The 14,357-nt window shown below is 48.7% G+C and carries 15 protein-coding genes; 12 read left to right on the forward strand and 3 right to left on the reverse strand.

The genetic code is table 11. The features are described 5' to 3' along the window. The first annotated feature begins 50 nt into the window (after positions 1-50). Genes RQP50_RS04045 through RQP50_RS04060 form a run of 4 tightly spaced genes read left to right on the forward strand, consistent with a single transcriptional unit; the run spans position 51 to position 4,103 of the window. Positions 51-815 (forward strand): creatininase family protein, encoded by a 765-nt coding sequence (locus RQP50_RS04045; RefSeq protein ID WP_315743431.1) that lies wholly within the window; start codon positions 51-53, stop codon positions 813-815. Positions 816-818: 3 nt separating this feature from the next. Then, on the forward strand, positions 819-2,327 hold the full coding sequence (gene argH / locus RQP50_RS04050; RefSeq protein WP_315743433.1) for an argininosuccinate lyase: 1,509 nt from the start codon (positions 819-821) through the stop codon (positions 2,325-2,327). Then, positions 2,327-3,319 (forward strand): N-acetylglucosamine kinase, encoded by a 993-nt coding sequence (locus tag RQP50_RS04055; RefSeq protein ID WP_315743435.1) that lies wholly within the window; start codon positions 2,327-2,329, stop codon positions 3,317-3,319. The genes argH and RQP50_RS04055 overlap by 1 nt, the downstream gene beginning before the upstream one ends. 31 nt (positions 3,320-3,350) lie before the next feature. After that, positions 3,351-4,103: a PIG-L deacetylase family protein gene (locus tag RQP50_RS04060; RefSeq protein ID WP_315743437.1), complete on the forward strand. Its 753-nt coding sequence runs from the start codon at positions 3,351-3,353 to the stop codon at positions 4,101-4,103. Positions 4,104-4,243: 140 nt separating this feature from the next. Here the strand turns inward: RQP50_RS04060 and RQP50_RS04065 are convergent, their stop codons facing one another. Both RQP50_RS04065 and yhbH read right to left on the reverse strand, forming a co-directional pair. Beyond that, on the reverse strand, positions 4,244-5,692 hold the full coding sequence (locus tag RQP50_RS04065) for a SpoVR family protein (protein ID WP_315743439.1): 1,449 nt from the start codon (positions 5,690-5,692) through the stop codon (positions 4,244-4,246). Then, positions 5,689-6,843: a sporulation protein YhbH gene (yhbH, locus tag RQP50_RS04070; protein ID WP_021254161.1), complete on the reverse strand. Its 1,155-nt coding sequence runs from the start codon at positions 6,841-6,843 to the stop codon at positions 5,689-5,691. Before yhbH ends, RQP50_RS04065 begins: the two co-directional genes overlap by 4 nt. Before the next feature lie 428 nt (positions 6,844-7,271). Between yhbH and map the strand changes: the two genes are divergently transcribed. The 6 genes from map to RQP50_RS04100 all read left to right on the forward strand — a co-directional run bounded on the left by map (position 7,272) and on the right by RQP50_RS04100 (position 12,374). Then, complete coding sequence (gene map / locus RQP50_RS04075) at positions 7,272-8,015, forward strand: type I methionyl aminopeptidase (RefSeq protein ID WP_072731514.1); 744 nt, start codon at positions 7,272-7,274, stop codon at positions 8,013-8,015. A 260-nt stretch (positions 8,016-8,275) separates the two neighbouring features. After that, complete coding sequence (locus RQP50_RS04080; RefSeq protein ID WP_021259039.1) at positions 8,276-8,701, forward strand: SRPBCC family protein; 426 nt, start codon at positions 8,276-8,278, stop codon at positions 8,699-8,701. Between the two features lies 1 nt (position 8,702). Beyond that, entirely contained in the window at positions 8,703-9,086 is a 384-nt protein-coding gene (locus RQP50_RS04085) for an ArsR/SmtB family transcription factor (RefSeq protein WP_072731512.1), read from the forward strand. A 240-nt stretch (positions 9,087-9,326) separates the two neighbouring features. Continuing rightward, complete coding sequence (locus RQP50_RS04090) at positions 9,327-9,863, forward strand: nitrous oxide-stimulated promoter family protein (protein WP_227775099.1); 537 nt, start codon at positions 9,327-9,329, stop codon at positions 9,861-9,863. A 129-nt stretch (positions 9,864-9,992) separates the two neighbouring features. Beyond that, the gene (locus tag RQP50_RS04095) at positions 9,993-10,361 is read left to right on the forward strand and encodes a DUF423 domain-containing protein (RefSeq protein ID WP_315743450.1); all 369 of its coding nucleotides are present in this window, start codon (positions 9,993-9,995) and stop codon (positions 10,359-10,361) included. A 39-nt stretch (positions 10,362-10,400) separates the two neighbouring features. Beyond that, positions 10,401-12,374, forward strand: a complete 1,974-nt coding sequence (locus RQP50_RS04100) for a sensor domain-containing protein (protein ID WP_315743452.1) — start codon at positions 10,401-10,403, stop codon at positions 12,372-12,374. An 88-nt stretch (positions 12,375-12,462) separates the two neighbouring features. Here RQP50_RS04100 and RQP50_RS04105 read toward each other — a convergent pair whose 3' ends face one another. Further along, entirely contained in the window at positions 12,463-13,089 is a 627-nt protein-coding gene (locus RQP50_RS04105; RefSeq protein ID WP_072731511.1) for a hypothetical protein, read from the reverse strand. Between the two features lie 177 nt (positions 13,090-13,266). On the opposite strand from RQP50_RS04105, the gene RQP50_RS04110 reads away from it, so the two are divergent. Continuing rightward, positions 13,267-13,569, forward strand: coding sequence for a YunC family protein (locus RQP50_RS04110; RefSeq protein ID WP_072731509.1), 303 nt, complete (start codon positions 13,267-13,269; stop codon positions 13,567-13,569). Positions 13,570-13,911: 342 nt separating this feature from the next. Continuing rightward, on the forward strand, positions 13,912-14,355 hold the full coding sequence (locus tag RQP50_RS04115; protein ID WP_021259033.1) for a Dps family protein: 444 nt from the start codon (positions 13,912-13,914) through the stop codon (positions 14,353-14,355). Positions 14,356-14,357 lie beyond the last annotated feature (2 nt).

Consider the following 14,357-nt stretch of genomic DNA (forward strand, 5'->3'; position numbering starts at 1 on the left):
CCTTCGGGACGTCTCCCCAATCGATGGAGAAGCGGAGGTATAAGGAGTATATGAATGTAATCGGAGTTCACGGACGGGAGCTAGATCAAGTGATCGGGGATACGCAGTTCGCCGTTGTTCCTCTCGGATCGGTCGAATACCATGGCCCACACTCTCCACTCGGGACAGATATCATATTGGCGGAAGGCTTCGCTTGGAGGATTGAATCCTCCCTTCAACCGCTCGTGTATCCGGCAGTTCCGTTCTCGGCATGCCCGGGGAAGACACAGCATTATCCTGGAACGATCTCGGTTCGCCCCTCCATTTATATCGATTATCTTACCGATATTGTTCTGGGGATATGTAGGCTTGGGATCCGCAACATTGTCCTGCTGAACGCTCATGATGCCAATATGGGCCCTTCCCGAACTGTTGCTGAATCCGTGACTGGAGCCTACACCGACGCCAGCTTCCTTCTTATTAATTGGTGGCAGATGGCGAGTGTTGAGTTCACGCAGCGGCACGGCTTATTCGGGGGGCAGGCTGGAAGAGGGCATGGCGGTCCTTATGAGATGTCAGCCGTGAAGGCGCTGCGTCCAGACATGGTATCGGTGCAGGATACGGACTTGGAATTAGATTCGTGCCCTCCTTTATCTTCGCTGCCATATGTACTTGTGGAAGGGTCCCCTCAGGGATGGGATGGATATACCGGACATATTCGTCAGACCTCCATGGAAGCGGGGCAGTTGATCGTTGAGGAAGCAAGCCGGAATATGAACCAGCTCATTCAAGAATGGCTGGATATGAGAATGAAGTCGAACAAGGAGGCTTACTAAGCTATGGGATATCGTGAGAAATGGATGGAAACGGAAGGAACTACTTTCCCCGGCAAGACCTATACGGAGGTTGTGCTTGAGCCTGCATTTAATGAAGCGAAGGCGCATCTGCTTAGCCCGATGATGGCAATCAATAAGGCACATCTAATCATGCTGGAGAGGCAGGAACTTATTACACATGAGCAAGCGGAGACCATTGCGCAAGCCATCCGTGCTCTTGACCTTGAAGCGCTTAAGCAAGCAAGCTATACTGGTCAGTTTGAAGATTTGTTCTTTCAGGTGGAGCATCAGCTGCTAGAGCATGCCGGCGATATCGCTGGCAACCTGCACTTGGCCCGCAGCCGTAATGATATGGGGATTGCAATCTATCGAATGGTGCTGCGGGAGAAGCTGATCGTCACGTTATCTTCGGCACTCCAGCTCAATGAACAGCTGCTGCTGTTCGCGAAGGAGCATCAGGATACGCTCATGATCGGCTATACACATACGCAGCAGGCGCAGCCAACGACACTCGCACATTACTTCATGGCCGTCGTCGATTCGCTTAACCGCGATATTCGGCGAATGATTGCGGCCTACAAGAACTGCAATCGGAGCAGCATGGGGGCTGCGGCGCTTACGACATCGGGCTTCGCTGTTAGCAGGGAGCAGATGATGGAGCTGCTCGCATTCGACGAGCTTATCGATAACTCCTATGATGCAATCGGTGGAGCTGATTACTTGGGCGAAGTGGCGACAGCTATCCAGCTTGCGGCGATCAATCTGGGTCGTGTCGTTCAGGATATGCTGCTGTGGTGTACACAAGAGTTCGGCGCGCTTAAGGTAGCTGCACCTTATGTACAGATTAGCTCTATCATGCCGCAGAAGCGCAATCCCGTGTCGTTCGAGCATATGCGGGCACTATTGTCGAGCTGCGTAGGCAATACGAATACGGTGCTGTCGATGATACATAATACACCGTTCGGAGACATTGTCGATACGGAAGATGATATGCAGCCTTATGCGTGGAGAAGTCTTGCGATTATGGATAAAATGTACCGTTTGTTCGCTGCGGTCATCGGTACAATGGACGTCAACAAGGAGATGCTGCGTGAACGGACGCAGGGCAGCTTCGCAACCGTAACTGAGCTTGCGGATACACTTGTTCGAGTCGATGGCTTATCATTCCGCAAGGCTCATCATATTGTCAGCGATGTCGTGAAGCATTCCTTGGCGCAAGGGTTGGCGGCCAATGAGATCACACTGTCTATTGTCAATGAGAGCGCCCGTCAACATATTGGTAGGGTTACATCGCTCACAGAGCAGACGCTGCGTGAAGCGCTAGACCCGGTGCATTTCGTCGAGATTCGTTCCTTGCCGGGCGGGCCGAGTCCGAAGGAGATCAGCCGCATGATCGAAGTGCGAATGAAGGATCACAGCGGATTTGCGAGCTGGCTGGGACAAGCGGAAGGCAGCATACAGGCAGCAATGAAGCATCTGGATCAAGTCATAACAGAGTGGAGCGGGTGTTGATGGGAACCTACAGCATTCCTCTGCTTGCGGTAGACGGTGGAGGTACGAAATGTCTCGTTAGGCTGCTCGATAGTGAAGGAACTACGCTTGGGGAGGGAAAGGGAGGATCTTCGAACTATCAGGGAGTCGGTGTGGATGAAGTTGTACGAGCACTGTCTCAAGGGATTGAAGCGGCACTGCGTGACTATTGCCGCAAGCAGGAGTGTAGTGCGACTTATGAGGCAATTGCAATCGAATGTGCCGTATTTGCACTTGCTGGATTAGATACGGAGCATGACCGTCATATCATCACGGGCCTTGTACACGAGGTATTGAAGCATCTTCACATCGAGGCAGAACATGTAATTGTGGAAAATGATGGCTATGCCGCCTTGCTCGGAGCGACAGGAGGGCAGCCAGGGTTGTTGGTGATTGCCGGGACAGGCTCCATAATATTCGGAATGAATGCTTACGGACTGACCGCAAGAGCTGGGGGCTGGGGCCATCGGATCGGAGACGAGGGGAGCGGGTACTGGATCGGCAAGGAAGCATTGCGAGCAATCATGAAGGGGTATGATGGCAGAGAAGAACGAACGAGACTCGGGGAATGGATTCTGCTTCATCTTGGATTGAGCAATGAAGAAGAACTGTATAATTGGACGTACGGCGAAGAGTATTCCGTTGATAGGGTAAGTGGACTGGCTGAAGTTGTAACCCGTGCTGCCATTGCCGGCAATCGGGAAGCGTCACGAATTCTCGTAGCGGCAGGTGATGAATTATTTCATGGTGCAGCAGCAGTCATGAACCACTTGTCCTTGGTGGATACTCCGTTTACAATGATTCTACAGGGTGGTGTTCTGCGACATGAGGGACACGTTCGCAATCGCCTTATGCATAAGATAGAAGCATATGCACCGAAGGTATCCTTTCATGAAGCATGCAAGGAGCCTATTGACGGCGTAGCGTCTATGGGTGTTGCCTATTTGCAGAAGAAGATGCTTGCCCGAACATAGGAAGATTTGAACAGCAAGGGGCTGAAGGAACATGAAGAAAAGATGGCTATTCGTTTTCGCCCATCCCGACGATGAGACCTTCGCAGCGGGTGGGACGATTGCCAAGCTTAGCAGTACAGGTCATGAGGTATATTTGGCATGCGCCACATCGGGATGTAAGGGGAAATCCGGCGAATTCCATTTTTCTTCCCGCGAAGAACTTGCCCGGTTTAGAGAACAGGAGATGCGCAGTGCCTGCTCGATTTTGGGTGTAGCCGATATTACGCTGTATCGTTATCCTGACGGCGGACTGCAGGAGATAGAGCCGAGGAAGTTGGCGGAGCGTATCGCTTCGACGATTGTGGAGCTGCGGCCGGACGCAATCGTGACCTTCCCGCCTGATGGAGTCACAGGACATCCCGACCATATCGCGATATCCGCAGCGACGCTTATGGCAGCGGAACTGGCGGAGGCGCATTATCCAGTGGATAAGCAGCCATCGCTCTATTATACGTCAATCCCGCATTATTACGATTACTGCAAGGATTCGGGTCCGAAGGACAAGTGCCCCATTTCAGCACGGATTGATATTAGCGATTATCGCCAGCATAAGGGGAAGGCGCTGCAGGCGTATCGCAGCCAGATTTACTCCGTGAACCGGGCCTATCCAGGAGTTATGGAGGATGATTATTCCGTCATTTGCAATTATGAATTTTATACGTTAGTTCGCGAGAACGGTCAGCCTAGACAGAAGAAGACGGCACTGCCGCTGGATGAGCTGCCGATGCTGGATTTGATTGACTAAAGTCTAGGTAGTTGATTCTTTTCCGTGAATTTCAGATTCCATCACATCAGCATATAGATGATACAAGCAAAGAAGCTGACCTCTTTGAAGAAGGAGGGCCAGCTTCTTTGTTCTTAGCAGGCTATTTTCAACCTCAATTTCTAAATAAACTTCCGTGAAACCTTCTTGCCATCGTAGGTGAACAGGACCTGCTTGTCATCGACGGTCGTCTCGACGTGAACCGGCTTGCCCCACAGGGTATATACATAAGGCAGGGTACGTTCGACGTATTTCAAATCCAGCTCCACGGCTTCATATTGGTGTACGAGATAGAGCTCGCCAGAGCGCTGGTAATCGCCATCCTCAACTGTAATGTAGGGGAAGCCGCCGTTGACGCGCGAATAGACGAGCTGATCGCGGATGTTCTGCCACGACTTGTCGGTAATTTTCCACTCCGGCCCCTTCTTCTCGAAGATGTATAGATCCAGCTCCTCGGTCAGCTTCTTCGTCAAATAATTGCGAAGGAATGACTGATCCGATTCCAGTTCACGCACTTCAAATATTTTGGCCCGGCCCTGACCAGGTTGACGTCCATACCGCTCTTGCTCTTCCTTCGTTGGCTCATCCCAGCGCTTCTCAATATCCTCGAACAGTTTGATGCCAAGGTAATAAGGGTTCAAGCTATGGCGCGACGGCTGTACGACAGAACTGTTCAGCTTCGCATACTCGACTGTTTCTTCGCTAGTTAGATCCAGCTCTCGTATAATCCGCTGATGCCAATAGGAAGCCCAGCCCTCGTTCATAATCTTCGTCTCGATCTGCGGCCAGAAGTAGAGCATCTCGTCGCGCAGCATGGACATAATATCGCGCTGCCAATCCTCAAGCACAGACGAGAATTGCTGTATGAACCAGATGATATCCTTCTCCGGCTCCGGAGGGAAGGGGCGATTTGACATGTCATGCAGGCTGAACTTGGATGACTTGGAGGCTTGGCTTCGTTTGTCTAATTCCCACAGGTCATCGTACCGTCCAGGCTCGCTTGGTTGTGCCTCGCGCAGTTCGCGCAGCTTCGCCTCCATATAGCGTTCCTTATCCAGATTGCGCGGCTTGATGACATTTGGATCGATATGCTCCTGAATGCCGAGTACCGCGTCGATGAAGCTCTCAACCGCCTGAGTGCCATACTCCATTTCATATTGATTGACACGTTCAGCCGTGACGGACATGCTGTCTACCATATTGCGGTTCGTGGCTGAGAACCGGGCGTTATTTTTGAAGAAGTCACAGTGGGCAAGCACATGCGCTACGATCAGCTTGTTTTGGATAAGTGAATTGCCTTCCAGCAGGAAGGCGTAGCACGGATTGGAATTAATGACGAGCTCGTAGATTTTGCTTAACCCGAAGTCGTATTGCATTTTCATCTTGTGAAAAGTCTTGCCGAAGCTCCAGTGGCTGAAACGTGTGGGCATACCGTATGCTCCAAAGGTATATATGATGTCGGCCGGGCAGATTTCATAGCGCATCGGATAGAAATCGAGCCCGAAGCCTTCGGCGATTTCGGTAATTTCGTCGATGGCATACTCCAGCTCCTGCATGTTATTTGCACTCATGTACGGCTACCTCCCGGCTGTTTTTTGAAAAAGTGCTTCAGCGCCCGGTACACCTCTCCCTTTTCCTTAATGACGTAGTGCATAAAGTTGGGTAGCTGGATATTGCGGTAAGCCGACATTAGGGTGCTGCTGCGGTTGTATTGGTTAACCTCACCGTATCCGAACATGTTGGCTTTCTTTAATATTTGGCCAATCAGCTTCACACAGCGATCGTTATCGCTCGTCAAGTTGTCACCGTCTGAGAAGTGAAACGGATAAATATTGTAGCTGGACGGTGGATAGCGTGTATCGATAATCTCAAGCGCCTTCACATAAGCGGATGAACAGATCGTGCCGCCGCTCTCTCCGCGTGTAAAGAATTCATCCTCGGTTACTTCCTTTGCCTCGGTATGGTGAGCGATGAATACCAGTTCGACCTTCTCGTACTGCTTGCGCAAGAAGCGTGTCATCCAGAAGAAGAAGCTGCGCGCACAATATTTCTCGAAGCTGCCCATCGATCCCGAGGTGTCCATCATCGCAATAATAACGGCGCTTGATTGAGGCTTAATAATTTCCTCCCATGTCTTGTACCGCAGATCGTCAGGACTAATGTGATGAATGCCAGGCTTGCCAGTGAGCGCGTTGCGCCGCAAATTTTCGAGGATCGTCCGCTTCTTGTCAATGTTGGACATGATGCCCTTCTTGCGAATGTCATTGAATCGAATGTCGGTAACCTCGACTTCCTCCTTATCCTTCTGCTGCAAGTTGGGCAGCTCCAATTCATCGAACAGCAGGTTTTCGAGATCTTCGATACTGATCTCCGCTTCAATGATGTCGGCACCGGCTTGATCTCCTGCCTGCTTGCCCTTGCCTTGCCCTTGTGAGCTGCTGTCCGTGCCGAGCACATCCCCAACCTGACTGTCTCCGTCCCCTTGACCGACGTGCTTCTTCTTATTGAAGTTATAGACGAATCGGAATTCGTCCAGACTGCGAATAGGGACTTTAATGATTTGTTTGCCATCTGACATAATAATATTCTCTTCAGTAACGAGATCGGGCAGATTCTGCTTTATCGCTTCACGCACCCTCTGCTGATGGCGTGCTTGATCTTGATAGCCTTTGCGATGGAGCGACCAGTCCTCGCGGGACACAATGAACGTCCGTTCGTTCAATGGCTGACACCTCCTGTTGGACGTATTAACTAATAGTTCGTGTTCAAAAAAGCCGGTTTTCAGCAACGAGAAAGTTGGATGAAGCTAGGGCCTGAGGAGCGGAGCGTACGTTTTGGGTACATGAGCACCGGAAGGTCCGGCTGAATTCAAGATTCGATGCCGAGTCCACTTCATGATTTGCTTCGTGATCAAAAGCGGACTTTTTGAACAACCTCTAATGACCTTTGCTGCTTGTTATGATCAATATATTCACGGGTTGCTAGGATAATGAAACGAGAGATGCACGCGTTCATTGAACTGAGGAAGCAGATTGAGGATCGGCTCATTCACTTATGATTGAGGTCTGGCAAGCAGGATGTGATACAATACAAGGTACTTAATTCTTATTTCATGAGTAACTTGAGGAAGTAGAAAGGGAGGTGCATGCGATGACAGCAGGCTCCAAGGAAGACGTAGAAGGACTGAAGGAGATTGGAAGGATTGTAGCATTGACCATCCAAGAGATGAAGAAGAATGCACGTGCGGGCATGACGACAAAGCAACTGGATGAGATAGGTGGGGAAGTGCTGAAGCGCCATGGTGCTGTATCCGCACCGATGAAGGCTTTTAAATTTCCTGGGCATTCTTGCATCAGTGTGAATACAGAGGTTGCCCATGGGATTCCAGGCAAGAAAGTGCTGCGGCCTGGTGATTTAATTAATGTAGATGTATGCGCAGAAAAGAACGGCTATGTTGCGGATTCGGGCCAGTCGTTCCAACTTGCTCCTCACAGCACGGAAATTACGGAACTGTGTCAATACACGCATGATACGATGATGAAGGTCATCTCTTCATTGAAGCATGGAGTAAAGCTGAACACGATTGGGAAAATGTTCGAGGAAGCTGCTGATCAAGGCGGATATACCGTAATTCAAAACTTGTGCTCTCATGGTGTGGGGAGAGCTGTGCATGAAGAGCCAAGTATTCTGCCGATTTACAATCGACTCGATACAAGAATCCTGAAGGAAGGCATGGTTATTACGATCGAGCCATTCCTGTCCACAGGCGCGGACTATGCGGTGAAGCAGGCAGACGGCTGGACATTAAGCACGCCTGATGGCAGTGTAGCTGCGCAATTCGAGCATACGATTATTATTACGAAGCAAGATCCGATCATTATCACAGTTGCATAGAAGCATCAGAACGATCTAGACTTTCGTCCGGTAAGAGGACGATAGTTCTGGATCGTATTTTTTTACTCGTTGAGTAGATCCTGACTGTGATACAATCCGTGTTTTTCAAGAAAAGGGGGAGCAGGAAAGGAAGGCATGTTTGACATGAAACCAATAGGTGTCATATAATGAACACTAATATGAAACCAAATGGTTTCGTAATAATGTCGATCTCGTTAGCACATGCTGACAGATATCGAATAGTTGGAGGAATAACATCTATGACAAATCATGCTTCTCAATCATCTCTCGATATTCAAAAAACAATTACGTTGCAAGCGCCGATCCAGAAGGTATGGGATGCGGTAGCTACATCGGAAGGCATTGCAGCCTGGTTCATGCCGAATGATTTCCAGCCTGAGCTTGGCTACGAATTTCACCTGAATGCGGGCCCCTTTGGAAACTCGCCATGCAAGGTTACAGAACTCGATCCTCCGAACCGCTTGTCATTCCGCTGGGGGAAGGATTGGACATTGACATTTGCCTTGGCTGAAGTTGATGGGAAGACGGAATTTACGCTCATTCATTCTGGATGGGATCCGGAGGGGATTACGGAGTTCGGCGAGACGCATACCGTTGTACGCGAGCGCATGAACAATGGCTGGGACGGATTGGTTCAGAAGCTTCGTTCTATCATCGAGGCGTAAGATGGGGTCATCCGCACCGAAGCATGATGTGTTCCAAGCGATTGCTGATCCTACACGCCGCAAGCTGCTGCAGCTGCTCGCAGATCAGGAACTTCCGGTCACGGTGATTAGCGGACATTTCCCGATGAGCCGGACTGCCGTATCCAAGCATTTGCGTATTCTGGCCGAAGCGGGACTCGTTAAGGATCGGAAAATTGGCAGAGAGGTTAGATACCGGCTGGATCCGGATCCACTGCTGGAATTGAAGCGTTGGCTAGCCTATTATGATCGTTATTGGGATAACAAGCTGTCTATGCTCCAGCATTATGTGGAAAGCTCAGGTGATTCAGGTCGCTCTGAAGGTAATGTCGGAATGCAGGAGCGATCAGACAGCAGTGAGGAATAATACTATTGGTTAGATCGCTAATGCAGGATATTCCTTACAAGTAATTTCTGCATGAAGGAAAGGACATCATCAACCGCAGTGACCTGCTAAGTAGCGAGCAGGATGCTGCGGTTATTTTTTTGTTGACAATCTAAAATAGACTTTTTCTAACAAAAATTTGAAAATAACCGATATATACAATGTATGACTTTGAGGGGTGGTGTGCACTTATTTTTGTCCCAATGGGAGCGATTCATTTACATGGATCGTTATCTTGTGGATGTGGGTACTGTGCTGGATGTTCTGTTATCAAAGTCATATCCGGCATTCCTGCTTCTCGATATGATTACATCATTAATGATGAGGTTGATTGAGATGGAAACAAAACAAGGGCAAGGTGAAATGCTGCCATCACCCTCGCGCCGTAAAGAGAACCACAAGCAGGAAGGGCCAAGAATCAAACGAGAAAAACGGACTGTTCTGCTCATGCTCCGCATATATTGTCATCATCATACACTGGAGCTGAATCCACATTCCGAGAACCGTTCAGAGCAATACGGATTATGCCCTAGCTGCGCTGATTTGCTTGCCTATGCTTGGAAGCGTCTTACCTATTGCCGCTTCGGAGAGCGCAAGACGACATGTGAACGGTGTGCTGTTCATTGCTATAAGCAAGACAAGCGTGATGCCATCAAACTCGTCATGCGGGAAGTAGGCCCTAAAATGCTGGTTAAGCATCCGATTGTCGCATTCCGTCATGTATGGGATAACCTTCGCGCCCCTGAAGGTGGTAAATAAAATCCCCCATCTCAGAATGCTCTATAGGATCATATTTGTAAGTGGAAAAACAGCAATAATTCAGATAATATATAATCGTATCGAATATAGTTAAAAATTGCCGAAATGTGGCTTGAAGGAGCGAACATCATGTTGCGACGCTATACGATTATAGGAAGTACAAATATGCTGTTATCCGTCGCTCTCGGTGCATTCGGAGCGCATGTCATGAAGGGGTTGTTGACACCTGAGCGGATGGCTACTTTTGAAACAGCTGTTCAATACCATATGGCGCACGCGCTTGGATTGCTTCTTATTGCGATATTGGCGGATAAATTGGCGGATCAGAAGAAGGTCGCATTGTCAGCTCGGCTGATATGGATCGGTATTATTGTGTTCTCGGGCAGCTTGTATCTGCTGTGCTTCACAGGAATTAAAATGTTAGGAGCGATTACACCGATTGGAGGAGTGGCATTCATCGCTGGTTGGTTGATGCTTGCTCTTGCTGCTCGTCGATGAGTGTTCGTACTGACTCCAACGCTGGAAGGAAGATACTTAGTGAGTGACCGTAAGGTACAGAATGAACGGCAATTGCAGAAGCGGGATCGCTCAATTCGATATGCTTTATATGTAATGGCTGTCTCTTTAATTACGGCAATCGTATGTACGGGGTGGGCTGTGCTGCAGTTGGAGGGATTGGCGCGATTGTGGGTGCTGATTCTGCTTACAGCGATGCTTGGATATGCTGCAGCTGCTAAGATTAGATCCTCACACTATCAACGGTTTGGAGTAGCACATAATCTGATTAGCACGATTGAGCCGCAAGCTGTCTCTGTTCAGCCAATATGGAAGTCTTATTACGATCACCTGCCTGTTCCGATGCTGTTTGTCCGTCACGATGGCAAGGTTGTCGGCATGAACCCAGCGTTCCAAGAGGTAACCGGTTTCGATGGGTCGCTCATCACTATCGGACAATGGATGGAGGAACAAGCTTGCTCGAAGCTGATTCAGGCCATGGATCAAGTAACAAGCGGGGGCGAGATCGAGCTGGAATTGGTCGGATGCTCGAAGGATGGCTTCCCGCAAGACTGGCTCATTCGAATGACGCAGCTTCCGGGACTGACTCATTGCCCAGAAGAGGAAGCCATTTTCTCAGTAAGTCTTCGAGACGCGAGTCCAAATCGATATATGGAAGAACGGATTCGCTACATGGCCTATTATGATGATATGACCGGCTTGCCGAATCGTCGAATGTTCATGCAACGGCTGGAAGAATCGCTAGAGATGGCTGCTCATGCCTCGTTTTCTATTGCGGTGCTGTACATGGATCTTGATCGGTTTAAGCGCATTAACGATACATTTGGTACTGATTTTGGCGATATGCTCCTCATGCAGATTGCCGACAGACTGCTGCGCTCGATGACTGAGAATGATGTCATTGCTCGCATGGAGGGGGATGAATTCATCTGCTTCATGACGAACGCAGGATCAGAGGAGGAAGTGAAGGAGCGTGTACGCCAACTGTTGTCGGTGTTTGAGGAGCCGTTCGAATTGAACGATATCCCCGTTCATGTGACGATGAGCATAGGCGTGAAGCTTATTCATGAAGATATGCGCATTCATGATGCAGGTCTGGCCGTTCAGCAGGCAGACTACGCTTTGTCTCGGGTGAAGGAACTGGGGAAGAACGGATATCTATTCTTCGTTCCAGAGATGAATGATCGTCCGCTTGAGCGTATTACACTGGAGCATGACATGCGCAAGGCGCTGACAAGAGGGGAATTCGAGCTCTATTACCAGCCGCAGGTAGATATGTCGACCTACCGAATTGTCGGGATGGAGGCACTTGTGCGCTGGAACCATCCGGAGCGAGGTCTCATTCCGCCAGGAGAATTTATCTCCTTGGCTGAAGAGAATGGCTTCATTGTAGCCCTCGGGACATGGATTATGGAAGAAGCCTGCAGACAGAATAAGCAGTGGCAAGATAAAGGCCTTGAACGTATACCGGTATCCGTTAATTTGTCAGTAAGGCAGTTCGAAATGAACAATTTGACGGAGACGGTACAGGAGGTACTGCAGCGAACAGGGCTGGAACCGCAATACCTTGACCTGGAAATTACGGAGAGCATGACGATGGAAGTATCGCGTGCGTCACAGACCTTGCGCAAGTTGAAAGATATGGGCGTAGCGATTAGTATTGATGATTTCGGAACGGGTTACAGCTCACTGCATTATTTGAAGAACTTTCCGATACACCGCCTCAAGATTGATCGCTCCTTTGTGCGTGATTTGCAGCAAGATCCGAATGATGCTGCCATCGTATCGGCGATTATTGCACTCGGGCACAATATGAATATGCAAGTTATTGCAGAAGGTGTAGAGACGAAGGAACAGCTTGTCTTCTTGCAAAATAATCAATGTGACAATATACAGGGCTATTACTTCAGCCCTCCGCTGCCACGCAGTGGGTTCGAATCTCTGTTCCGCAGATATTCGCTGCAATCAGGAAGCGATGCAATGCTTCGTACATAAGTGAATAACAGATATTCAACAGCCGCAATAGGAGTCGACTGATCTGACTTCATTGCGGCTGTTGTTGTTTGTTCATGTGTTATTGAGTTTAGGGCTGCATATCTTCGATCTCATTCAGGTTGAATGCGTACACTTGCTTCTCATCAACATGGTATACGTTCAGCAGCTGATTTGAGGCGTCATAATTGAGGATACGGCAGGGGAGATTCAATGTGATGCCTTTTCCTTTGTTAATGCGCAAACGTAATAAACGATTCTGTTCGATGTAGCTTCGGAGCTGATTCTCGACATCTTGAAGCCGGGCATCATTGGATTGCTGTTGGCTTGGCTCCGTATATTCGGCAGCTGCGGTGCGTGCTGGCTTGTTCATAGTTGCCATTGATTCTGGTGATTGTGCGGTCGCACCCCGCTTGTTATTTGTTCTCGGTGAGGAATTATCCACACGGTGATCAGCAGCTGCGGAGCTTGAATGGGCTGCGCGAACTGCCAGCTTGCCAAACGGTGACTGCTTGATATTGCGCTGCTGCATGGCTTCGGCAAGCTCCAACAAGGAACCGAGCTCATTACCGGATTGAACGCGTGCGTCCAGTACGTCGGGGTGTTGATGCAGCAATTGCAGCAAAGCTTCTAGCGCAGCCACGTTGGATTCGCCTTGTACAAGGATGTCAACATTGAACTTGAAGACGGATTGTTGAGATGAAGTAGGATAAAGCATTGTCAGTAATTCCTCCAACCTGGACATTTTGCCTAGATAAATACATTATAATACGGTATAAATTCCGACAAATATAGTTCTTTAGAACTAAATATCGTTTTGCGGGCACATACGCGCCAAAAAGACGGCGATTGCATAAGATGATACCATCCTGTAAGTCAGAAGGAGGCATTCAAAGTGATACGGTTAATACCCATGAAAATTGGTGAGAGAACCGTGCTAGGCGTTGAAGTGCTGCTGCCCAAAACGACACTTCTATCGATCTCCACCGATAAAGGCTATATTATGTGCGGTGCGCTTGATGTAGGGCTGCTCAATACGAAGCTGCATGATCGAGGGATCATCGCAGGACGCGCAGTCGGGGTACGGACACTGGAGCAGTTGCTTGAAGCTCCGCTTGAATCCATCACTCACGAAGCTGAGCGTCTCGGTATTACAGTTGGCATGAAGGGCAGCGATGCTTTGAACCTCATGTTCTAAGGCACTTCTAAATTAAGCTGTATGATCAATGCGCAGGGGACGCATAATATTGAAGTATTCCGATGTTTTATGTATCAAGCGTCATAGCTGATTTGAAGCAGCTTGCGTTACACTTATGACCTCTAGTCCTTATGGGACGCCGTGTTGCGATGATTCATTTCACGTGGACACGGGTACATATATATAGTAGGCCAGCAGAATAAAGTTGCAAGGAATCGATGAGAAATAGGGTAGAAAAGATTGGCAATCAACATTTGTACAAGAAAGACTTGAAAAATAGTTAATATTAATTTAGAATTATTATTAATAAGAAATTGATATCAATTAGGAGGCGTTTTGATCATGGCAAATAACGAAAAACTTCAATCTCTGTTGAATCAGCAAGTAGCGAACTTGAACGTATTGTATGTGAAACTTCATAACTACCATTGGTATGTAAAAGGTCCTCTGTTCTTCACGCTGCATGAGAAGTTCGAAGAGTTCTATAATGAAATCACAGCGAAAATGGATGATGTTGCGGAACGCTTGCTCACAATTGGGGGCAGACCATATGCTACTGTGAAGCAGTATTTGGAGCATACAACATTGCAAGAAGCGACAGGCAGCGAAACAGCAGAAGAAATGGTGAAGCAGCTTGTTAAAGACTTCAATCAATTGATAGCAGAATGCGGCGAAGCACAAGAAGCAGCGCAAGCTGCTGGGGACGAGCCTACAAATGACTTGTTCATCGGCATTCAATCTGACCTAGAGAAGCATGTATGGATGTTGAATGCATTCCTTGCATAAGG

Source organism: Paenibacillus suaedae, assembly GCF_032337355.1.
In the GTDB taxonomy this organism is placed as follows: domain Bacteria; phylum Bacillota; class Bacilli; order Paenibacillales; family Paenibacillaceae; genus Paenibacillus_B; species Paenibacillus_B suaedae.